We start from the raw sequence: 20,884 nt of genomic DNA on the forward strand, positions 1-20,884 counted from the left end.
TGCGCTACCAAGCGTACCGCCGCGTAAGGATCGGGCGAAAGTTCCGCAGTTCAGCGTCGCGGTGATGCTGTTGCGCAACATCTTCCGATCCGAGATCACATCGCGACACAACATCGAATGGAGACGCGACGGACGAAATCGATTCGCTATCATCCACTTCGGTATTTGAACTGTCATCCACTTCGGTATTCGAAGATGAATCCAGGGCGACTTCGGCCGAATCTCCTAGGGCTCGAGCAATCCGACCGGGCAGCTCACGCCAGTGGCATGCACCGGGCAATAACCGCCGGGATTCTTTGCCAGGTACTGCTGGTGATAGTCCTCGGCATAGTAGAACTTCGTGAGCGGGGCGATCTCGGTGGTAATTGCTCCGTAGCCGGCGGCGGCGAGGCGCTTCTCGAAGGCTTCGGCGGTAGCTTCCGCGGTCTCTATCTGCTGCTCGTCCAACGTGTAGATGGCGGAACGATATTGCGTTCCCCGGTCGTTGCCCTGCCGCATGCCCTGTGTCGGGTCGTGGTTCTCCCAGAAATGGCCGAGTATCTCGGCGTACGAGATGATTTTCGGATCGAACACCACCAGCACCACCTCGGTGTGTCCGGTGCGACCGGAGCACGTCTCCTCATAGGTGGGGTTGGACGTATAGCCTCCGGCGTATCCGACCGCTGTGGTGTACACGCCCTCGAGTTGCCAGAACTCCTTTTCGGCACCCCAGAAACAACCCATGCCCAGCACCGCGCGCTCCATCCCCTCGGGGAATGGTTCCTCGAGGGGATGCCCGTTCACGAAGTGCGTCGCCAGAACCGGTATCGGCCGATCACTTCCTGGGAGTGCATCCTCGGCGGTGACCATCACGGATTCAGCTGAGGCTCGACCCAGAAGGTCGTCGTACCATGACATGACTCGATGCTACCTGCGGCACCGGGGCACCCTCCGGCGCTGGCGCCGGGGTTCCCTTCTGCGCGAGCGCCGAGGCGCGTTCCTTCGCAAGCTTCGACCGCTCGCGCAATTGTTCGGCTCGCGCCGCAACCCACCGCGTCGCCGGAACCTCCACCCATCGGTACAGCGCCTCCGACACCAGGGCGGTCGCAACGAGGAATGCAATGACCGCCCCGGTCGCGCCGAGGGAATCGACCGTGACGTTGTACACCCGGTACAGGATCAGCGTGTGCACCAGGTAAATCGCGTAGCTGCGCTGGGCCGTCCACCGAATAACCGCCCAGCGCGTTACCGGCCCGTTGTAACGGCCGATCAGCACCACACACAGGGTGATCACGAAGAAGGTCCACAGATAGCGGTTCCCGGCCCAGTAGACACGGAAATCGGTGGCCAACTGAATGAGCTGGACCTGCGCGATCAAGGCGACCACGATCCACCGTTTTTGTGCCAGTCCCGCCCACGCGAGGTACAGGATCTGTCCGAGGAAGACTGCCGGCATAGTCGCGGCGATCTTCGACAGCATCGGGACCGAGTACGGCTGGGGCACGTAGATGTTGTAGAGCAGAACCAGCGCGCAGACAGCCGCGCCCGCCATCGGCATCACGATAGGCACTGACCGCAGAACGGGACGCGCCGCCACACAGGAGAAGTAGAAGACAACCTGCACGGCAAGAGTCCAGGTGACACCGAGTACCGCTACCTCGGGCTTGAGGAAGAAACCGCCGAGCACGAAACTCAGGGCCGCCTCGACGTTGGATACTCCGTCCTGCCCACTGAACATGCCGTTGATACCGAGTCGCACCAGAACGATCGCGGCGAATATGGCCACCCAGAATGCGGGAAGAATACGCCCGAGTCGGTGAAGCAGAAATTGTCCCGGCTCTTGGCGGATGGCTGATCGGGTGATCAACATACCGGTCAGCATCATGAAAATGGCTACGCCAAAGAAGGACAGGTGCTGGTTGAGTCCGCCTACTTCGATGAATGTCCGATGAACGACGTCGATGAACCACCATCCGGTCCCAAGGTCGTCGATCAGGTAGAACGAAATGTGTGAGTAGAGTACGGCCAGGACTGCCACGAAACGGAGCAAATTCGCGCCCGTGAGATCCACACGCGGCGCCGCCGCATGCGTATCCGCAACAGGCAACAGCGAAGGCACGGCCCACAGCCTAGCCTGGCGCGTTTACGGTGAGCGACTCGGCACCTTATACCGCAAATCGAATGCGGTCGCTCTGCCAGGAAGAATGCGATCTCCGAGGCCCGCGGTCGCCCGATCGGTGGAGTACCAAATCACCCGAACGGGGGAACTACCTGCAGCTGAACAAGGGTACGTTGTTTTCGTTCTGAGATGTGCCCGAATCGCTGCGAACAGGGTATCGGTTCTCGCGGTGCTGCGACACCCGTACCGCTGATCCGATGAACCGATGAACCGATGAACCGAGTGTGGACGGAACCGAGATTTACCGGACCAGTCGCCAATGTATCGGCGACGGTGACCGTGAGTATTTTTCGGACAGCCGAACTTTCCTTTCCGGGTTTCGCCCCCCTCCGCTTCGATGTTTGTGCAGGGTGTACCAATGAGAGGGGTGGAAACCTGCACGACGGGTCGAAGCCTGAAGACGACAAAGAAAGACGGGTGTCGCCACGTGTCTACACCCGAAAACCCAGGGCTCGCAGGCCCGCAAAGAAGGGATGCTCGTGTCTGAATACACGCTGCCAGAACTCCCCTACGATTACGCCGCTCTCGAGCCGCACATTTCCGGCAAGATCATGGAGTTGCACCACGACAAGCACCACGCGGCCTACGTGAAGGGCGCGAACACCGCCCTCGAGAAGATGGCCGAGGCCCGCGAGGACGGCACGATCGCGGACAAGGCGCTGCTCTTGTCGCGCAATCTCGCCTTCAACCTCGGCGGCCATACCAACCACTCCATCTTCTGGAAGAACCTGTCCCCGAACGGTGGCGACAAGCCGACAGGCGACCTGGCCGCCGCCATCGACGATCAGTTCGGATCGTTCGACAAGTTCAAGGCCCACTTCACCGGTGTCGCCACCACCATCCAGGGGTCGGGTTGGGCATTGCTGGGCTACGACACGATCGGCCAGCGACTGGTCATCGAGCAGATGACGGATCAGCACGGCAACATCACCGCCGCGATCATCCCCGTCGTCATGCTCGATATGTGGGAGCACGCCTTCTACCTCGACTACCAGAACGTGAAGCCGGACTACGTCAAGGCTTGGTGGAACGTCGTGAACTGGGCGGACGCAGCGGAGCGCTTCGAGCGTGCGCGTACCCAGGGGGCCGGCCTCCTCGGGTAAGCATCGCTTCTTTCTGCACGAGCGCACGAGAACGCCGGATTCGGTTTTTCGTGCGCTCGTGCTTGTTTTGGCGATCCATGCTGTTTCGATTTGACCGAGCGTCCAATAAGCTTTGGACGTGACCGACTCCATAGATTCCCGGGACGAGACGCTCGTCCACGCCTTCCGAGACGACGCTCTCGGAGACCTCGATGCCACCGGTGTTGCGCAGCGGATTGCCGACGGCGACGTGTCGATCCGCGAAGTGACCGAGGCCGCGATCGCTCGTGCCGAATCCGTCGAATCCGCTCTGAACGGGCTGGCCTGCGCTGACTTCGATCGCGCGCTGACCAAGGCCGACCGGCCGCACCAGGGCATCTTCGCCGGTGTGCCGACCGTCGTCAAAGACAACGTCGACGTTGCCGGGATGCCCACCCAGCACGGGAGCGTTGCCTTCACGGCGAAGCCCGCTAGAGCAGACGGAGACTTCGTCAAGCAATACCTATCCACCGGCGTGATCCCACTCGGCAAGAGCCGCCTGCCGGAGTTCGGGTTCAGCCCGTCCACCGAATTCATGGATGCCGAACCCGTTCACAATCCGTGGAATCTCGCGTACTCGCCCGGAGCGTCTTCGGGCGGCTCGGCCGCGCTCGTCGCAGCAGGTGTGGTGCCGATCGCTCATGCCAACGACGGCGGCGGATCAATCCGCATTCCCGCCGCGGCGTGCGGGCTCGTCGGCCTGAAACCGACCCGCGGCCGAACAGTCTCCGAAGCCATCGACACATCGATGCCGATCCGACTCGTGGGGCAGGGTGCGGTCACCCGATCGGTGCGCGACACCGCCCGATGGATGGCCGCTGCCGAACGCTACTACCGCAACCCTGCTCTGCCGCCGACCCGCTTGGTCGAGGGGCCCAGCAGCACCCGACTGAAGATCGGAGTGGTCGTCGATTCGGTGACGGCCACCCCAACCGACGACGAGACCCGGAAATCGGTGCACGCCACCGCCGATCTGCTGGCTCAGCTCGGGCACCACGTCGAGGAGTGCCCGATGCCGATTCGTCCTTCGTTCGAGGAAGACTTCGCCATCTACTGGGGCTTCCTGTCGTTCGCACTCTCCAACGGTGGAAAACGGACGCTCGGACCGGACTTCGACCGCGAGGCAACCGACAATCTGACACGCGGGCTGGCCGCGCTGTACCGCAAGAACATCGCGAAGACTCCCCGGATGCTCTACCGCCTGCACCGCACGTACCGCGAGTACGCGAAGATCTTCCAGAAGTACGACGTTGTCCTGTCGCCGACCCTCGCCCAGACATTGCCGAAGCTCGGATATCTTTCGCCGAACCAGAGTTTCGAGGAGCTGTTCGAGAAGATCATCGCGTTCACGGGTTTCACCCCGCTGAACAACGCAGCGGGCGGGCCGGCCATCTCCCTGCCGATGCACGAGACGTCCCAGGGGCTTCCGCTGGCATCTCACTTCTCCGCGGATCACGGGGACGAGCGGACCCTGCTCGAGTTGGCATTCGAACTCGAGCAGGCGACGCCGTGGAAGCGGATTCAGGACGCTCGCTGACGATCGGGGGTGCGCCTGCTCATCCAGGCCACAGCCCCCGCCAGCAGGATCGTCGTGATCCCGAATCCGATGGCGAGGTGTTCGGCCGTGAGGATCGAGGTGGGCGCGGAGTATGTGCGCGTCACCGCGACCGGTTCGGCCAACACCGTCGCCAACTGGGCCTGCTGAGCAGACGAGCGGGCCGGTATCGCGGCAACACCATCGTTCAGGTCGGTGGAGACCTGCCCTGACAGTGTTTTGAGAGACTCGAAGCCGTCCACGATCTGTGCGGTGGCGCCGTCCAGCAGTTCCGGCGCCTCATCTGCGATCGGAACGATGCCGTCATTCAATTGCTGTGCCGCGCTGCTGAGCTGGCCGCTGACATCGGCCAGCTCAGCCATTGCGACACGCACCAGTTCGCCGAGGTCCGTTTCCGGACCGACCTGTCCACCCAGCAGTCCGGGCACCGAACCCAACTGCGACGAGAGCAGTCCGAGGTCGTCGCTGACCTGCTGTAGGGACGGGACGACCGTCGGCGCAAGAGGAGTCGCGTTCAGCAGGTGAATAGCGTCGTCGACACTCGCCTGCATCGCGGTGGCGCTGGCGTTCGCCTGCCCCAGCGTGAGTCCCAGCCCGGTCAGTCTGCCTGCCAGATCGTCCACGTTCCCCGAGGTCTCACCGACCACCCCCTCGATCTGATCGGCGACCTGCTGCAGTTCCACTGCGCCCGAGCGTGCCGAATCGAGGTACGGCAGCAGAGTGTCGGCGCCCTCCATGAGTTGCTGCACCGCAGAGTCGGCCGCGGAAGTTCCGGCGGCGAGGAACCCGGCGGCGAAGCCCGCTTGCTGGAATGTCGCCCGAGACGAGGACATGTCTGCCAGTAGGGCGGTGATTCCGTCGGCACTGATCCGGGATGACACGAGTCCCGAGAGTTCTTCGGATGCAGCGGGATCGGAGCCCTCGATGTCAACGGCGAGGGTGGCCTGGCGCGGATTCGTACCCCAGACGGAGGACACTGCCTCGCTGAAGTCCTCCGGCACAGTCACGGTGGCGAAATACTTGTCGCTCGAGGCTGCGCCCGTGTCGACTACCGTCCAGTCGAAGGAATCCTCGGCTTCGAGCTGCTCGATCAGCTTGTCACTCGCTCGCACCGATTGTCCGTCCACCGTCGCACCCACGTCGGCATTCACGATCGCTACGGTCCGGCTGTGGTCCTTCCCTTCGCCCAGCTTGTCTCCTCCCAAGAACACGTACCCGAGACCTGCCACAGATGCCACGACCAGACCGGACAGCGTCACCGCGGAGACGCGCGGTGATGCAAAGGCCTTTCGTATAGACCCGGTTCGGGCGCGATTCTCGGTGTTGCGTACATGCTCAGAGGTCATTGCGGCGACTATATGAGGATCGGATGACCGGATCTTGTGGCAACTCTGTGGTTTCTCTGAGGAGCCCGTCGCCCTCTTCGTTAACGGCGGTTGGCACTCGCATCCTCTTGTGTGCCAGGCCTCATCGGGTGCATTCTTCAAGTACCCGACCGGGTGCGCAGTGAGGCATGCCTAGGAGCGCTTCATCGCACCGAGGAGGTAGAGATGAACAGGGACGGCTATATCGGCATCTCGCCCTTCCAGGCCGAAGGTACTCTGCGGGGATTCGTCATTTCCGGGCGTTGGCCCGACACCACCAAGGAATGGGCGCAGCTTCTCGCTCTCGCTGTTCGAGTGGCCTCGGTTCCGGGACTACTCCACACCACAACGGTCTTCGGGGCGCACGAGGATCTGCCCGAGGAACCCGCGCCCGAGACGGTCGGTCTCGTGGTCGCGGAGGGGCCTGTTCTGGGAGAGAGTGCCTTGGAACCGGGCCGGTTCGCCGAACACCAACCGCCGGCACTGATAATGCTGCACCCACCGTCGGAGACGACGCCGTCGTTGCCGGAATGCACAGGCGCGGCCTCTGGCTGCATCCTGCTGCCCGGTCTCCCGCATCTTGGGCTCGAACACCGAGCCGCCTGGGTCGAAGCGGAAGCGGACGGAACCGTCACTTCCATGGTCAGTAGGGTCGGCATAGACCCGATCAGCGACCCGGACACCGCTGTTTTGGCCATGCTGCTGGCCTCGTAAGGTTAACCGAAATTTCGCCACCCGGCTTCCCAAACTTGTTGTTGCCTTTGCGATTTCATTAAATCCGGACTAACGTTGCCGGCATCGAAGGGGAGTAGCCCCCAATCGCCTGTGTCGACACACTGGCTCGGTGCCATGCAGCACTGGGCCCGGCCTGGCGAACCGATGCCGCATCAGTCGGCGCCGGTGGGCGAGACCTTCGGCCGAGCAGGCGCGCCCGCGTCTGCCAGGCCGGAGGAATCTACCTGGCATCCTCCGACCGACCACCGGAGGAGGATGCGTGTGCTAGCTGCCGTTCTGCTGAGTTGCGTCGTAATTTTCGTCGCCGAACTGGGCGACAAGTCTCAGCTCATGGCGATGACATTCGCCCTGCGCTACCGCTGGTGGGTCGTAATCTCGGCCATCACTTTCGCAACCGCCCTGGTCCACCTGGTCTCCGTCGCCATCGGGCACTACCTCGGCGTGGCCATCCCGACAGCCCTGATCAGCATCGTCGGTGGCGTGGCCTACCTGATCTTCGGCGCGTGGACACTGCGCGGCGACAGCCTGAGCGAAGGCGAGCAGGGAAAGGCTGGACGAACCGCACGATCGGCCTTCCTGGCGGTCACCTCCGCCTTTCTGCTCGCCGAACTGGGCGACAAGACCATGCTCGCCACCGTCACGCTCGCCACCGATCACGACACCGTCGGCGTGTGGATCGGGTCGACCGTAGGCATGGTGGCGGCCGATGGACTCGCCATCGTCCTCGGCGCCCTACTGGGCAAGCACCTCCCGGAGGGCGTCATCCGTATCGGTGCGGCGATCCTGTTCTTCTCCTTCGGTATCTGGTTGCTACTCGAAGGCCTGTTCCCTGACAACGCAGCGGGTCCGATTGGCACCGGCGCCTTCGTCGTGCTCGCACTCAGCGCCCTGACGGTGCGCGCCGTACGGTCGCGCCGCCACCGCGAAGTTCCGACGAACGACGAACAGATGCTTCGCGCGTGAGTGCGCAGATCTGCAGCAAGGCACTCGGCATTCTCCTGCAGAACTGCGCACTGGGCGGCGGACTACAAATCCGCGCCGGTGCCGTCGAGGCGACCCGCGGTCGCCGCGTCCTGCTCGTCGTAGCGGGCTAGGACGGCCTCGAACGCCGCCCGCTGATCCAGGGCGTAACGCTCGTGTGCGGCGAAGATTCCCACCGCGGTGTTCTCGTCCGCAACCCCCGGACCACCGATCGCCGTCGCACGGAACCTCGCGGCCAATTCCGCGGCTGAACCCAGGCGAGATTCGCCGAGCCCGAAGGTGTCGGGCGCGAGTTCCTGCCGCGCCCGCTGTCCAAGATCCCGCATCTCGGCGGCCAACCTGTCGCAGGCGGCGATGCAGCGCACCAACGTCTCCCGGTCTACTTCCAGCCGATCCTCGGTCATCGGTCCCCATCCGTCCCCGTGGCCCTGTTGCGTGTGGGCAGACAACCTACCAAGAACGGCTCGAGCGCTTCTCACGCGAGCATCGGTTCAAGCACGACGTTTGGTCGCGTCCAGAATCAGCATGGCCGCATGCAGTGAGGTGCGGGACTCGGCGTCGTCGAGATCGACGCCGAGGATGCGCTCGATCGCTGCCAATTTCGCGTACAGCGTGGGCCGGGACAGGTGGAGCCGTTTGGCCAGTTCGGTCTTGTTCCCGCCCACTTCGAGGAAGGTGCGCACGAGGTCGAAGGCGTCGTCACCGTAGCGGGTGCGGTGTTCCAGCAATCCGCGTAGCTCGGTTTCGGCAAACGCCTGAACCCGCGGATCGTCTCGAATCAGGGCTATCAGGCCACGCAGTCGGATGTCGGTTGCGCGGTGAAAGGGTTTGTCTCCCTGAGGGAGCGACAGGGCGACCTCGGCGATGTGTTCGGAGTCATCCAGCCCACTCGCGGCGTCGAGCAACCGGGTCGACTCCGGCCCTACTCCGATCGCGCAGTGCGAGACACCGTCGAGTCGCATCAATGCGGCCCGGAGCCCGAGGCACACTTCGGTGACCGAATCCTCCAGGGAACCGATGTGCGGCCCGGACAGTAGGAGGTCGATCTGGCCGGGTCGACTGTTGGCGGTCAGAGCGGTGTGTAGCGTCGAGCGCACCGCATGCCGCACCGCATCGAGCATGCCGACCTGGTGTCGCTGAGCCAAAACCTGGTCGGCGCTGATGGTTTCACTGACCCGAACCGTCATCGGCACATACTTGAGGGCTGGCCGAAGGCCGAGCGCGTGGGCCCGTGCGGTGGCCTCGGCTTCATCCGGGATGCGACCACGGCGAAGTTCGTCGACCAGACCGCTTTGGGCTCGCTGTTCCAGCGCCGTCCGATCCTGCTCGACCATCCGGTGCAGGGCGAGGGCCTGAGCGGCGCGCTCGAGGGCCGTACCGGCACGAATGGCAGACTCCGGCGGATATGGGACGACGAGGCGTCCCCACTCCTGCCGGTGGGGACCGACCGGAGTGGTCAACCATGATTCGGGGCCCACGATGTCGGTGTAGGAGGAAACGGGCGTCAGGCGAGAGCGGCGTTCCCAGGTGGCCAAGAGTTCCGACGTCGGATGTCCGTGCGCCGCGAACGCCAGGACCTGATGGTTGAGATCCTCGAGCACGATCGGCGCGCCGACGATCTCCGCGACAGAATCGACGATTTCGCTCAGCGCGGCCCGCTTCATACTCAGGTCGGTGAAGACCTCGTGCACGTGTCGCGCGAACGCAACCTCCTCGTACTGCTCGGCGACGATCGAGCGGTGCACTTCCTCCGTTACCTCGACGAACCTGATCTGACGGTGCAATGCGACAACCGGGAGTTCGAGTTCGTCGGCCTTGGCCGCCAGATCGGGCGGTGCGGAAACGAGATGGGTACCCAACTCGACGACCAGACCCGCAGCCCCTGCCTTGGCCAACCCAACGAGATACCGCGCCCTTGTGTCCTCGTCTGCGAGCGGCTGACCTGTGGTGAGCACGAGTTCCCCGCCTTGGAGGAGGTCGGTGAGGTCGGCGACATCGGAGATGTGCACCCACCGCACCGGACGCTCGAGATTCCCCCCGCCCAGCACTTCCGGCAGGCCTGCCCGCAGAACGGGCAGGGTGAGAATCTGCGCAATGGTCGGCTGCATTTACACAGTGTAAATAGAGACCTGGAGATGCTTACAGTACGTAGCCGCCCGTGGACGTTGCTCCGGGTGAGGCTATAGGCAGCAACCCCGCAGGCTCCAAGGCAAGGACGCCAACTTCATGACACGTAGGAACGGCACAGGCCAGGTCCGGAAGATCGCGCACTGGTCTGACAACAAGACCTTCACCGGCACCGGCGCGAACACCGTGCCGGTGACGAACCCGGCAACCGGCACGGTCACCGGTCAGGTCTCGTTGGCGAGCGTCGAGGACGCCCACACCGTCATCGACGCCGCCGTAGCCGCTTTCCCGGCTTGGCGCGACACCTCCCTCGCCCAGCGGACTGCGATCATCTTCAAGTTCCGCGAGCTGCTCAACGAGCGCAAGAGCGAACTCGCCGAGATCATCACCTCCGAGCACGGCAAGGTCGTCTCCGATGCCCTCGGCGAGGTATCCCGTGGCCAGGAAGTCGTCGAATTTGCCTGCGGTATAGCGCATCTTCTCAAGGGCGGCATGACCGAGAACGCCTCCACCAGCGTTGACGTGCATTCGATCCGCCAACCCGTCGGCGTGGTCGGCATCATCTCTCCGTTCAACTTCCCCGCCATGGTCCCGATGTGGTTCTTCCCCATCGCCATCGCGACCGGCAACACGGTGGTCCTCAAACCGTCCGAGAAGGACCCCAGCGCCGCGATCTGGATAGCTGAGCTCTGGGCCGAGGCGGGCCTGCCCGCCGGTGTCTTCAACGTCCTGCAGGGCGACAAGACCGCCGTCGACGAACTACTGACGCACCGAGCGGTCAAGGCGATCTCTTTCGTCGGATCGACCCCAATCGCCGAGTATGTGTACGCGACAGGCACTGCTCACGGCAAGCGCGTCCAGGCGCTCGGCGGCGCGAAGAACCACGCCGTCGTCCTGCCCGACGCCGACCTCGACCTCGCAGCGGACGCTATGGTCAACGCCGGTTTCGGATCTGCCGGTGAGCGGTGCATGGCTATCAGCGCCCTCGTCGCGGTCGGGGACATCGCCGACGAATTGGTGTCGAAGATCGCCGACCGCACCAATACATTGAAGATCGGAGACGGCACCCGCGACTCGGACATGGGGCCGCTGGTGACAAAGGTGCACCGCGACAAAGTTGCCTCCTACGTCGACGCCGGTGAGGCCGCGGGCGCGACGATCGTCGTCGACGGCCGCGACGTCGATGCGGATGGCGAGGCGAACGGGTTCTGGCTCGGCCCGACGCTGATCGACAACGTCAGCACCGATATGTCCGTGTACACGGACGAGATCTTCGGGCCGGTCCTCTCCGTTGTACGCGTCGACTCGTACGAGGAGGCACTGGATCTCATCAACTCCGGCCCGTTCGGCAATGGCACTGCCATCTTCACCAACGACGGCGGCGCGGCGCGGCGGTTCCAAAACGAGGTCGAGGTCGGGATGGTCGGCATCAACGTCCCGATTCCGGTTCCTACCGCGTACTACTCGTTCGGTGGATGGAAGAGCTCACTGTTCGGCGACACCCACGCCCACGGGACCGAGGGTGTGCACTTCTTCACCCGCGGCAAGGTCGTCACGAGTCGGTGGCTCGACCCCAGCCACGGCGGCATCAATCTCGGATTTCCCCAGAACAACTGATCGGGAAGGACACCTGACAATGACGACCACAGTTCCCGAGCACGTCACCCTGCCTACAGGACAGCATCTGGGCGAGGCCCGCGCCGAAGGCGAACGTGCCTACGAACTCGACCGTGCGCACGTGTTCCACTCGTGGTCGGCACAGGAGCAGATCACCCCGATGACGATCCTCGCCTCTGAGGGCTCGTATGTGTGGGACGGCGAAGGCACCCGGCTGCTGGACTTCTCCTCCCAACTCGTCTACACCAATATCGGGCATCAGCATCCGAAAGTGGTTGCCGCCATCACGAAGCAGGCTGCGAAGCTGTGCACCGTTGCACCGCAATTCGTCAACGACGCCCGTTCCGAGGCCGCGCGGTTGATCGCCGAACGCACCCCCGGCGATTTGAACAAGGTGTTCTTCACCAACGGTGGTGCCGACGCCAACGAGCACGCGGTTCGGATGGCGCGACTGCACACCGGCCGGTACAAGGTGCTCTCCCGGTACCGGTCGTACCACGGCGGCACCGACACCGCGGTCAACCTCACCGGAGATCCCCGCCGCTGGCCCAACGACTACGGCAACAGCGGCGTCGTGCACTTTGGCGGCCCGTTCCTCTACCGCTCGCAGTTCCATTCGGCCGACGAGCAGCAGGAAACCGAGCGCGCACTGGCGCATCTGGACCAGGTGATCGCTATGGAGGGGCCGAATACGATCGCGGCGATCGTGCTCGAGTCGGTTCCCGGCACGGCGGGAATCATGGTCCCTCCGCCCGGATACATGGCCGGTGTCCGGGAACTGTGCGACCGCTACGGCATCGTGTTCATCGCCGACGAGGTGATGGCCGGATTTGGGCGGACCGGCAAGTGGTTCGCCATCGACCACTTCGACGTCGTCCCCGACCTGATCACCTTCGCCAAGGGCGTCAACTCCGGGTACGTCCCACTCGGCGGCGTCGCGATCAGCGGCAAGATTGCCGCAACATTCGCCGACTCCCCCTACCCCGGTGGGCTGACCTACTCGGGTCACCCCCTCGCCACGGCAGCCGCAGTCGCAACGATCACCGCGATGGAAGAGGAAGGAATTGTGGAGAACGCCGCCAGGATCGGAACCGAGATCCTCGGTCCCGGACTCCGCGCACTCGCCGAGCGACACCCGTCCATCGGTGAGGTCCGCGGCCTAGGCGTGTTCTGGGCGATCGAACTCGTCGCCGACCGGGCCACGAAGGAACCCCTCGCCCCCTACGGGTCGTCGAGTCCGGCAATGAACGAGGTCATCGCCGCGTGCAAGGCAGGTGGTCTGCTACCGTTCGCGAACTTCAACCGCATCCACGCAGTGCCGCCGTGCACCATTACCGATGCCGAAGCCCGCCAGGGACTCGAAATCCTCGACGCGGCACTCGACATCGCAGACCATCACGCCAACACGTAAGACCGATCCGAGCAAACGTGCGGCGGAAACCCAACTGTCCGCGCCTCGCGTCACCTCGGCAAGACCCGATCGACCGCCACCGCGACGAGTTCGTCGATCTCTTCGTCCGAGAACAATTCCGGCAGCGTGAGACGATCGACGATCAGCCAATTCAGCGTCATGTAGAGCAGGGTCACAGCCGTCGAGTCTCCTGGCATCTGTGCCCCGGCATGGACTGAGATGTTGAAATCCAGGTCTTGCCGCACTCGTTCTGTGAGGACGGTACGCAGTTCAGGTCGCCTGGTCGCTTCGAGTCGGAGTTCGAGCAGTGCGAGGAATCCCGTGCGGAACGCGGCGACCCGGCCAACGACCTCGCGCATGAGCGCGGTGAGATGCTCGCGGTCATGCGCCCCGGTCAGGCTGAGGTCCAAGCTTGCATCGTCCGGCCGCAGCCGCTCATAGACCCGCATTCCGGCCTGGGTCAACAGATCGTCGCGATTCGCGAAGTAGTTCGACGCGGTTCCGGCAGGTACCCCCGCCTCGGCATCGACAGCCCGGAAGGTCAGGCCCCGCGCCCCCTCATGGGCGAGCACCTCGATTGCGCCGTCGACGAGCGCCGCACGCCGCTCGGCATTCCGTCGCACCTTGACACCACTCCATCCGCAACACTAGTTTCAAACCACTTCATCCATAGTACTACAGACGGAGTGGTCATATGCGAAAGCTCGTGTACTACGTCGGTGTCACCCTGGACGGCTACATCGCCGGGCCCGACGATGAGATCGACTTCTTCTCACTCTCCGACACGATGGCGGCCTGGATCGCTGACCACTACCCCGAGACCATCCCGACGCACATGCGACCGGCCCTTGGACTGGGCGAGACCCCCAACCGATCGTTCGACACGGTCGTGATGGGCCGCGGGACTTACGAACCGGCCCTCACGGCCGGTATCACGAGCCCGTACGCCCACCTTCGCCAACTCGTGGTGTCGACGACACTGGAAGCCAGCCCGGACCCGGCGATCGAGTCGATCGTGGACGATCCCCTCACCGCTGTCCGCAAGCTCAAGTCCACAGAGGGCCTAGACATCTGGCTTGCCGGTGGTGGGAAACTTGCGGCCTCGCTCCTCCCAGAAATCGACGAGTTGATCATCAAGAGCTACCCGGTGATCGCCGGTTCTGGACGACCCGTGTTCAGCGGCGCCTTCCAGCCAACCGCTTTCACACCATCCGACTGCACCTCACTCGACGACGGCGTGGCGATCACGAGTTTCTGCCGAACCACAAGAAACTGACCGAAACTGCTACAAGCAGGGTCACCAACGTGGCCAGTCGGTCGCGCCGGCACCGTCAGCCCACGCGTCCCCGGGTTTCCGGGATATTCGTCGAGATGACGAGCAACAGGACGATCGCGGCTGCTGCCGCCATGTAGAAGCCCGGCGCCGCCGGTACATTTGTGATACCGATCAGGGCTGTCGCGATGAAGGGCGCAGTACCAGCGAAAACGGCGTAGGCGACGTTGTAGCCGATGGCCGCACTGGTGAAACGTGTTCTTGTGGCAAAGATTTCGACGAAGAAGGTGTAGCACCCACCACCATAGACGCAGAGTGCCACCACGAAGAGGAACTGCCCCGACAACGCGAGTAGAACGTTACCGCTCGTGACCAGTACGAACGCCGGGATCGAGATGGCCGCGAGCATCGCCGACCCTGCAATGAGCATTGGTTTACGCCCGAGGCGATCAGCTACTCGGCCCGATAGCGGTATCAACACGGCATACAGCGCGAGTGCACCGATGCTGACTTCGAGAGACATCTCGCGACTCAGATTCCCGGAAGTCTGAAGGTATGACACGAAGTACCCCGCCAGGAAGGAGAAACCCATTGCCGAAAGGCCGACGACAAATACGACCTGAACCATGCGAAGCTTGTTCTCGTAGAAGGCTTCCCGAATCGGGTGGAACTCCTTGGGCCGCTCGGCCTCGGCCACCCGGAAGACATCACTCTCCTCGGTCTTGCTTCGGATGAACAAACCAACTAGTGCCAGCGGAAGTGCCAAGAGGAACGGGATTCGCCAACCCCACGATGTGAAACTCTGATCGGACATCGATCGACTGAGAAGCAGAATCAACGTGCCGGCAGCCACAGAAGGCAGGGCGGTCGCCGCGATAGTGACGTTGATCCAATACCCGCGCTTGTCGATCGGTGCATGCTCGAAGACGAAGGACGGGGCACCGACGGATTCGCCTCCGGTGGAAAAACCTTGCACAAGCCGGCAAAGGATCAGCAAAACCGGCGCAAGAGGCCCGATCTCCTCGTACCCGGGAAGTAGTCCCATGACGGCTGTCGCACCGCCCATCGCGGTCAACGTGATGAACAGGACTCGACGCCGCCCGACTCTGTCGCCCAACGCGCCGAAGTACAGGCCACCGAGCGGTCTGATCACGAATGCAACGCCAAAGGCCGCGAATGTCGAAAGCAGCGAAAGCGCGGCGCTCTCGCTGGGGAAGAATCTCTGGGAGATGATGACCGCTGTCAGGCCGTACAGCGTGAAATCGTAGAAATCAACGAAGTGCCCGACACTGCCACCGACGAGCACCCGCCTCTGCAGTGCCGTCGGCTTACTGGGATGTTCTCGTCGGGTGCGGCCGGTACCGGAGTCGTCACCGCTACCGGGAAACGTCTCATTGCCGGCCCGACCTATCGAGGACATCATTTCGTTGCTAGCTCCTGACGACGAAAGCCGTAATCCTGCGTCGTCCGGCTCCCGACCTGGCCCTCAGCCGATGCGTCGGACGAGTCGGACTCGCACTACCAGAGCGTCGGCAACGACGACAATCCAACTGTCCGCGCGTCAAGTCACCTCGGCAAGACCCGATCGGGCAATTGCGACGAGTTCTTCGATCACCCGACACGGTCGGAGTCGTTCTCCTGATACCTTCACGTCTTGTTCAAACAGGTTTCGGGGGTGGCGACTGTGGCGTTGAAGGTCGATCCGGGAATGCTCGAGCAATTCGCGAGGGCGGTAGCGGGTGCCGCGAGGGAAATCACCGAGGTTGATCTCTCCACGCCATTCGCCGAATCGCAGACAGCAGCATCCGGCACCGAACTTTCGGACATCTGCGTCGCAGCGTGCGACGCCGGCATCACTGCACTGCAGAACCTCTGTCTGCGCCTGAGTGAAGTGGCTGAGATCGCGCACGGGACCGCGGGCAACTACGACGTCACCGAAACCGACTTTGTCGAGATGCTGAATGAGTTGGACGTTCCCCAGTGACCGCAACGATCCCCCAAGTTACGTCCTGGAACCCAGCCTCACTGATCGCCACGGCAGACGGACTCGATGCCCTCGCCGACACGCTCAACGAGCAGTACCACGGAGTCGTGGCTGCGCAGGATGTGCTCGCCGAAACGTGGCACGGCGGCGCGGCTAGCGCGGCTGCCGCCCGTGTCGTTCGGGAGCGCTCACTTGGTCGGTCGGTCGGCGATGCCTTCACCGAAATGGGCGTTCAGTTTCGTGCAGCGTCGGGAATCCTCGACAGCGCAAGGCAACACTTGGTGTCTTTGGTCAGCAATACCCTAGGTCAGGGCTTCCACGTTCACGACGACGGAGTGGTGGATGCCGCGGGGCTGATCGGTTGGCTCGCCCTCGCTCCCGAATCCGCTCGTGACCTCGCACGGATCCGGATCGAGCAGGAAGCCGCCCAACTCACGATCAGCGTCGTCGATGCGCTGCGGCAAGCGAACCAGGCAGCGACGGAGGCGAATGGACTCATACGGCGCGCCATCGAACAACTTACAGATGCAGGAGCAGCCGCCGTCCCCACCGACGTCATGACAGTCGAAGGCGGGTCCAGCTGGAAACCGGACAGTGCTGCGACCAAGGCAACCGCCGCAGCCTCGACCATCGGAATCATGACCGACGCCGCTGGCACCGGCCTGAAGAACGCGGCAGCCGCAGCCAGTGACGACGTCGGAAAACTGATTGGGCGGGGATTCGGCCCCTTCGGGGCTGCCCTCGGCGCCGTACCCGCGATCATCACCGACATCGACAACGGGATGGACCCGACCAAGGCTGTCGTTTCCGAGGGTGCTGGAGCGGGGCTCGGATTCTGGATCGGCACAATTGCCGGGGGCGCAGCCACGAACTCCGCGATCGGCGCGGCAGCGGGTTCGGTCGTACCTGGGGGTGGGACGATAGTCGGTCTCGTCGTAGGGGCGTTCGCCGGTGGGGTTACAGCCTATACCAGCGCAAAGCTCGTTCAGGCGGCATGGGACTAGGGGCGGCTTGCATCCCGACCGGTGAATGCGCGAGTCCGCACAGCGTAGATATCAAGCTATTGAACTGGACCGAGGAAGATCAGATCATGCAATCTCGAGCAGAGAATATATCCATCTTGAATGGCAGGAGAATACCAGAACTCGAAGTGTGGCCGCAAAAGCTCAAGTACACCTGGCTTGCATCATTGGCGCTGCCAATATTCGTGGCCTGGGCAGGGGTCATCAGCATCGCCAAAGGTATTCGACAAGGCGAGGCAGGAATGGTGATCGGCTTCACGGCATTCCTTATGTTGGTAACCGTCGCATCGGTTTTCGCAGCAAGGTCCGCAGGATTCCGTTCGATTTACCTCCCACGGCGCGTTTCATCACTCGACGCGGATCACCGAGTCGGAATTCGAATACCCACTCGATGTGATGATGCTTTCCTGGCCATACTTTTTGCATGCGGCGCAATTGTCGGATTGACTACAGCATCTACTTGGTATTTCAGGCTAGGAGAGACCCTACTCCCGACGAGTCGTGACGCTAGCGGCGGTGCAACCTATATGGCGATGGCTGGCTTTTCATCTCTATTTCTGGTGCTACTATCCCTGGCTATCCAGGAAAATGCGGTACTGAGTCTCACACCTTCCGGAATCCGATATCTTGTCCGACGTCGCCGCTTCTTTCGAACGAAGAATATCGAGACCTTCATCGAATGGGATCGCATCAAGAGGATCACCCCAGACACACAGATCGTCACAACCGGCACCACTCAAATTCTTAATCCGCTGATAAGAGTTTATGCTTCCCCATCGACGGATTCGGACACAGACTCCAACAATGAAACCGTCATCCTCGTTCACCGATTGATTTCCGAGCCGAATACACTTTATTCTCTGATGGATTACATGAAGGACCATCCTGAGGGCCGTGAACTACTCGCAGAGCCGGAAGCGCGGAAGCTGCTGACTCCACCGCCCCTGCGCGAGCGGTTCCGGTCTGCGCGAGAATCGAAGAACGCCCCCGGTTCTGGGGCAGGGGCACCCCCGAATGCCTAGCACCAGCACTACGGACGAACCTCTCGATGGGACGCTAGCGGGGCACCTCCAGACGGTCGGCGCCTCCTGCGAACCGTGCAACCCCGAGGTCGCGGACCATCCGCGAGTATCTGTGCCTCAGCTCCCGGGTTGGGAACCAGTTCCCGCCGACCTGTTCCCCAACGCCTACCACGTACTGGTGAATCCATCTCACAGAGAGCAGGAGTGGGCGCCAAACGTGGTCCTGCTCCATGGAAGGCTTACTGCTCCTGTCGATGCCGAAGCCTTGTTGGCTTGTGGCGGAGCCGACTCCCGTGCCTTGCCCGAATGGCACGAGCATGTGGTGTCGAGGGCCCCACATCAGGGCCACCCTTCGGCCTTCATACAGGGCAGCTACACGGTGAATGACCGCACGTTCGCCGCGACCAACCGATACGTCGTCAGTTCGGTCGGATCTTCGCAGTTCCTGACCCAGCTCACCGTCACGATATTCCAGAGTCAGGCGGAGGAATTGGATGTTGACGTGGTGGTCTTCAATTCTGCGCTCAACATCGCGATGGGTTGAATGATGCAATCAGAACTCAGGTTCGCTTCTCCGCCCATCAATCCGATTCCACAGATTCTGTATTGGCCGCAAAAATTGAGCTACTGGTGGTTGCTCTTCTCGGCACTCACGCTCGCCATGAGCATTCTTTGTGGTTTCGCCCTTTCGGAGGCCGTTCGCGAGGGTGCATCAGGCGAAGTCGGTATTTTCACGGTATTCCTCACCCTGTTCATCTGCATGACGGTGATGGTGCCCAGCACCGCGGGAATATCGTGGATCGGTGTGTCGCGCCGGGTTGGCTCCCGGACGACTGAACACGGCACTGCAGTATCAATCCCCGACTCGCGTTCGGTCCATACGATTGTCTTCCTGCTTGGGCTCATCGGGATTTCCGCGTCGATCGCTGCCGCCATGGCGTTCACCGGGATTGGTGAAACGCTACTACCGAATGGGCTGGAGACCCGCGAAGGCGCCTACTTCATGGGCGCCTACGGTGCGGGGGCACTCTTGTGCATTCTCGCCATCCTTGCGTTCAGGGCCGCATCCACCCTCCTCATCTATCCCTCGGGGATTCAATACATCATTCGTGGACACCAATTCTTTCGAGCCACGACCGATGACAGATTCTTCGAATGGGATGACATCGCCTGTATCACGCCTGATACGTGGATGTACACCCACGGCTCGGTGGAATTTTTCAACCCGCTTCTGAAGATCACCACCACGAGTGGTGCCGACGCCTCCACCAATTCTGATCCCAAAGAAACCACGATCCATGCGCACAGATTGGTAGCTGAGCCAAACGCATTGCGTTCACTGTTGGAGTACATGAGGACAAATCCGGAAGCCCGCGATCTCCTCGCCAAGCAAGACGCTCCCAAGCTGCTGACGCCACCGCCACTGATCGACAGACTGCGAGCAGGACGCAAAATTGATCGACCTTGGCCGATTTCCGTGCAAAAGGCGCGGCAGAAGGCCGCAGAGTTCCAGCGTCTGCAAAGACGGCGGCCCACAAAGCCGTCCGGGGACGCCGTTCGCCGACGCCGATCAATGCCGCCGCCGGGGTCCGCTCCCCTGCCCGTAACCGGATGACAGCCCACGATTCGTTCGCGTTATGGTGCAGGTCACCAGGGTCGGCCAATGGTGGTCGACGGAAGGGTAGGGATTACAGCCGTGGAAATTCAGGGAACCGCCGCACTGGTCACCGGGGCAGCCTCAGGCCTCGGAGCCGCCACCGCCAAGCGTCTCGCCGACGCCGGTGCCACCGTGTTCGGACTCGACCTGCAGCAATCGATCGAGCGGGCCGGCGACAACGTCCCGGGTGGCGTCACCCTCATCGCTACCGACGTCACCAGCGATCAAGAAGTGCAGGCAGCCGTCGAGCAGATCGTCGGGTCAGGTGTCCCGCTGCGCATCGTCGTGAATTGCGCCGGAGTCGGCTGGGCCGGCCGCATCCTGTCGAAGAAGGGTCCGCACGACCTCGAGTTGTTCCGCACCGTCATCACAGTCAACTTGCTGGGCACGTTCAACGTCATGCGCCTGGCCGCCGATGCGATCGCCAAGACGGATACCGTCGACGAATCCGGGCAGCGGGGCGTCATCATCAACACCGCATCCGTTGCCGCGTTCGAGGGCCAGATCGGACAGATCGCATACTCCGCTTCCAAGGGCGGCGTGCAGGGCATGACCGTCCCCGCGGCCCGCGACCTGGCGCAGTTCGGCATCCGAGTCAACACCATCGCGCCCGGCATCATCGACACGCCGATGCTCGCCGGCGTCACCGACGAGTACCGCAAGGGCCTCGAGGCCGGCGTCCCGTTCCCGTCACGCCTCGGCCAGCCGACCGAATACGCACAACTCACTCAGATGATCGTCGAGCACGATTACCTCAACGGTGAGACGATTCGTATGGACGGTGCTCTGCGCATGGCCCCACGGTAGGCCGCCAGGCCTCCGGTGCGTGGTGATCGGTGCGCAGGCCCCGTCGACCA

The 20,884-nt window shown here is 62.8% G+C and carries 20 protein-coding genes; 13 read left to right on the forward strand and 7 right to left on the reverse strand.

What is annotated here, in order from left to right:
• Nucleotides 1-225: 225 nt before the first annotated feature.
• On the reverse strand, nt 226-897 hold the full coding sequence (gene msrA, locus BFN03_RS17330) for a peptide-methionine (S)-S-oxide reductase MsrA (protein WP_070380049.1): 672 nt from the start codon (nt 895-897) through the stop codon (nt 226-228).
• Complete coding sequence (locus BFN03_RS17335) at nt 857-2,098, reverse strand: acyltransferase family protein (RefSeq protein WP_198163286.1); 1,242 nt, start codon at nt 2,096-2,098, stop codon at nt 857-859. The genes msrA and BFN03_RS17335 overlap by 41 nt, the downstream gene beginning before the upstream one ends.
• Nucleotides 2,099-2,637: 539 nt before the next feature.
• Here BFN03_RS17335 and BFN03_RS17340 point away from each other — a divergent pair.
• Nucleotides 2,638-3,261: a superoxide dismutase gene (locus BFN03_RS17340; RefSeq protein WP_070381030.1), complete on the forward strand. Its 624-nt coding sequence runs from the start codon at nt 2,638-2,640 to the stop codon at nt 3,259-3,261.
• A gap of 118 nt (nt 3,262-3,379) precedes the next feature.
• Entirely contained in the window at nt 3,380-4,816 is a 1,437-nt protein-coding gene (locus BFN03_RS17345; protein ID WP_070380050.1) for an amidase, read from the forward strand.
• On the opposite strand, the gene BFN03_RS17350 is transcribed toward BFN03_RS17345, so the two are convergent.
• Complete coding sequence (locus BFN03_RS17350; protein WP_070380051.1) at nt 4,801-6,180, reverse strand: YhgE/Pip domain-containing protein; 1,380 nt, start codon at nt 6,178-6,180, stop codon at nt 4,801-4,803. The genes BFN03_RS17345 and BFN03_RS17350 overlap by 16 nt on opposite strands.
• Before the next feature lie 204 nt (nt 6,181-6,384).
• Here BFN03_RS17350 and BFN03_RS17355 point away from each other — a divergent pair, with 204 nt between their 5' ends.
• Both BFN03_RS17355 and BFN03_RS17360 read left to right on the forward strand, forming a co-directional pair.
• Entirely contained in the window at nt 6,385-6,912 is a 528-nt protein-coding gene (locus BFN03_RS17355; RefSeq protein WP_070380052.1) for a peptidase, read from the forward strand.
• Nucleotides 6,913-7,188: 276 nt separating this feature from the next.
• Nucleotides 7,189-7,896, forward strand: coding sequence for a TMEM165/GDT1 family protein (locus tag BFN03_RS17360; protein WP_442971853.1), 708 nt, complete (start codon nt 7,189-7,191; stop codon nt 7,894-7,896).
• 62 nt (nt 7,897-7,958) lie between these two features.
• On the opposite strand, the gene BFN03_RS17365 is transcribed toward BFN03_RS17360, so the two are convergent.
• Complete coding sequence (locus tag BFN03_RS17365) at nt 7,959-8,318, reverse strand: hypothetical protein (RefSeq protein WP_070380053.1); 360 nt, start codon at nt 8,316-8,318, stop codon at nt 7,959-7,961.
• Between the two features lie 87 nt (nt 8,319-8,405).
• Nucleotides 8,406-10,022: a PucR family transcriptional regulator gene (locus BFN03_RS17370; RefSeq protein WP_070380054.1), complete on the reverse strand. Its 1,617-nt coding sequence runs from the start codon at nt 10,020-10,022 to the stop codon at nt 8,406-8,408.
• A gap of 118 nt (nt 10,023-10,140) precedes the next feature.
• On the opposite strand from BFN03_RS17370, the gene BFN03_RS17375 reads away from it, so the two are divergent.
• On the forward strand, nt 10,141-11,658 hold the full coding sequence (locus tag BFN03_RS17375; RefSeq protein ID WP_070380055.1) for a CoA-acylating methylmalonate-semialdehyde dehydrogenase: 1,518 nt from the start codon (nt 10,141-10,143) through the stop codon (nt 11,656-11,658).
• Nucleotides 11,659-11,677: 19 nt separating this feature from the next.
• A complete protein-coding gene (locus tag BFN03_RS17380; protein WP_070380056.1) occupies nt 11,678-13,069 on the forward strand; it encodes an aspartate aminotransferase family protein in 1,392 nt (463 codons plus the stop codon).
• A 50-nt stretch (nt 13,070-13,119) separates the two neighbouring features.
• Here the strand turns inward: BFN03_RS17380 and BFN03_RS17385 are convergent, their stop codons facing one another.
• Nucleotides 13,120-13,692, reverse strand: coding sequence for a TetR/AcrR family transcriptional regulator (locus tag BFN03_RS17385; protein WP_070380057.1), 573 nt, complete (start codon nt 13,690-13,692; stop codon nt 13,120-13,122).
• A 71-nt stretch (nt 13,693-13,763) separates the two neighbouring features.
• Here BFN03_RS17385 and BFN03_RS17390 point away from each other — a divergent pair, with 71 nt between their 5' ends.
• On the forward strand, nt 13,764-14,345 hold the full coding sequence (locus BFN03_RS17390; RefSeq protein ID WP_070380058.1) for a dihydrofolate reductase family protein: 582 nt from the start codon (nt 13,764-13,766) through the stop codon (nt 14,343-14,345).
• A gap of 55 nt (nt 14,346-14,400) precedes the next feature.
• On the opposite strand, the gene BFN03_RS17395 is transcribed toward BFN03_RS17390, so the two are convergent.
• Nucleotides 14,401-15,765, reverse strand: coding sequence for an MFS transporter (locus BFN03_RS17395; protein ID WP_070380059.1), 1,365 nt, complete (start codon nt 15,763-15,765; stop codon nt 14,401-14,403).
• 231 nt (nt 15,766-15,996) lie between these two features.
• Between BFN03_RS17395 and BFN03_RS17400 the strand changes: the two genes are divergently transcribed.
• The 6 genes from BFN03_RS17400 to BFN03_RS17425 all read left to right on the forward strand — a co-directional run bounded on the left by BFN03_RS17400 (nt 15,997) and on the right by BFN03_RS17425 (nt 20,834).
• On the forward strand, nt 15,997-16,326 hold the full coding sequence (locus BFN03_RS17400; protein WP_157109643.1) for a hypothetical protein: 330 nt from the start codon (nt 15,997-15,999) through the stop codon (nt 16,324-16,326).
• Nucleotides 16,323-17,330, forward strand: a complete 1,008-nt coding sequence (locus BFN03_RS17405; protein ID WP_070380060.1) for a hypothetical protein — start codon at nt 16,323-16,325, stop codon at nt 17,328-17,330. The genes BFN03_RS17400 and BFN03_RS17405 overlap by 4 nt, the downstream gene beginning before the upstream one ends.
• An 86-nt stretch (nt 17,331-17,416) precedes the next feature.
• Nucleotides 17,417-18,370, forward strand: a complete 954-nt coding sequence (locus BFN03_RS20495; protein WP_157109644.1) for a hypothetical protein — start codon at nt 17,417-17,419, stop codon at nt 18,368-18,370.
• On the forward strand, nt 18,363-18,914 hold the full coding sequence (locus BFN03_RS20270; RefSeq protein WP_084385670.1) for an LpqN/LpqT family lipoprotein: 552 nt from the start codon (nt 18,363-18,365) through the stop codon (nt 18,912-18,914). Before BFN03_RS20495 ends, BFN03_RS20270 begins: the two co-directional genes overlap by 8 nt.
• Nucleotides 18,915-19,985: a hypothetical protein gene (locus tag BFN03_RS17420; protein ID WP_070380063.1), complete on the forward strand. Its 1,071-nt coding sequence runs from the start codon at nt 18,915-18,917 to the stop codon at nt 19,983-19,985.
• 81 nt (nt 19,986-20,066) lie between these two features.
• Entirely contained in the window at nt 20,067-20,834 is a 768-nt protein-coding gene (locus BFN03_RS17425) for an SDR family NAD(P)-dependent oxidoreductase (RefSeq protein ID WP_070380064.1), read from the forward strand.
• The last annotated feature ends 50 nt before the right edge of the window (nt 20,835-20,884 follow it).

This window comes from Rhodococcus sp. WMMA185, from assembly GCF_001767395.1.
GTDB lineage: Bacteria > Actinomycetota > Actinomycetes > Mycobacteriales > Mycobacteriaceae > Rhodococcus_F.

What these genes read in the sequence shown, in the direction of transcription:
- msrA (WP_070380049.1), bottom strand. Translation starts at nt 897, where the DNA reads ATGTCATGGTACGACGACCTTCTGGGTCGAGCCTCAGCTGAATCCGTG.
- BFN03_RS17350 (WP_070380051.1), bottom strand. Translation starts at nt 6,180, where the DNA reads ATGACCTCTGAGCATGTACGCAACACCGAGAATCGCGCCCGAACCGGG.
- BFN03_RS17355 (WP_070380052.1), top strand. Translation starts at nt 6,385, where the DNA reads ATGAACAGGGACGGCTATATCGGCATCTCGCCCTTCCAGGCCGAAGGT.
- BFN03_RS17360 (WP_442971853.1), top strand. Translation starts at nt 7,189, where the DNA reads ATGCGTGTGCTAGCTGCCGTTCTGCTGAGTTGCGTCGTAATTTTCGTC.
- BFN03_RS17365 (WP_070380053.1), bottom strand. Translation starts at nt 8,318, where the DNA reads ATGACCGAGGATCGGCTGGAAGTAGACCGGGAGACGTTGGTGCGCTGC.
- BFN03_RS17370 (WP_070380054.1), bottom strand. Translation starts at nt 10,022, where the DNA reads ATGCAGCCGACCATTGCGCAGATTCTCACCCTGCCCGTTCTGCGGGCA.
- BFN03_RS17375 (WP_070380055.1), top strand. Translation starts at nt 10,141, where the DNA reads ATGACACGTAGGAACGGCACAGGCCAGGTCCGGAAGATCGCGCACTGG.
- BFN03_RS17380 (WP_070380056.1), top strand. Translation starts at nt 11,678, where the DNA reads ATGACGACCACAGTTCCCGAGCACGTCACCCTGCCTACAGGACAGCAT.
- BFN03_RS17390 (WP_070380058.1), top strand. Translation starts at nt 13,764, where the DNA reads ATGCGAAAGCTCGTGTACTACGTCGGTGTCACCCTGGACGGCTACATC.
- BFN03_RS17395 (WP_070380059.1), bottom strand. Translation starts at nt 15,765, where the DNA reads ATGATGTCCTCGATAGGTCGGGCCGGCAATGAGACGTTTCCCGGTAGC.
- BFN03_RS20495 (WP_157109644.1), top strand. Translation starts at nt 17,417, where the DNA reads ATGCAATCTCGAGCAGAGAATATATCCATCTTGAATGGCAGGAGAATA.
- BFN03_RS20270 (WP_084385670.1), top strand. Translation starts at nt 18,363, where the DNA reads ATGCCTAGCACCAGCACTACGGACGAACCTCTCGATGGGACGCTAGCG.
- BFN03_RS17420 (WP_070380063.1), top strand. Translation starts at nt 18,915, where the DNA reads ATGATGCAATCAGAACTCAGGTTCGCTTCTCCGCCCATCAATCCGATT.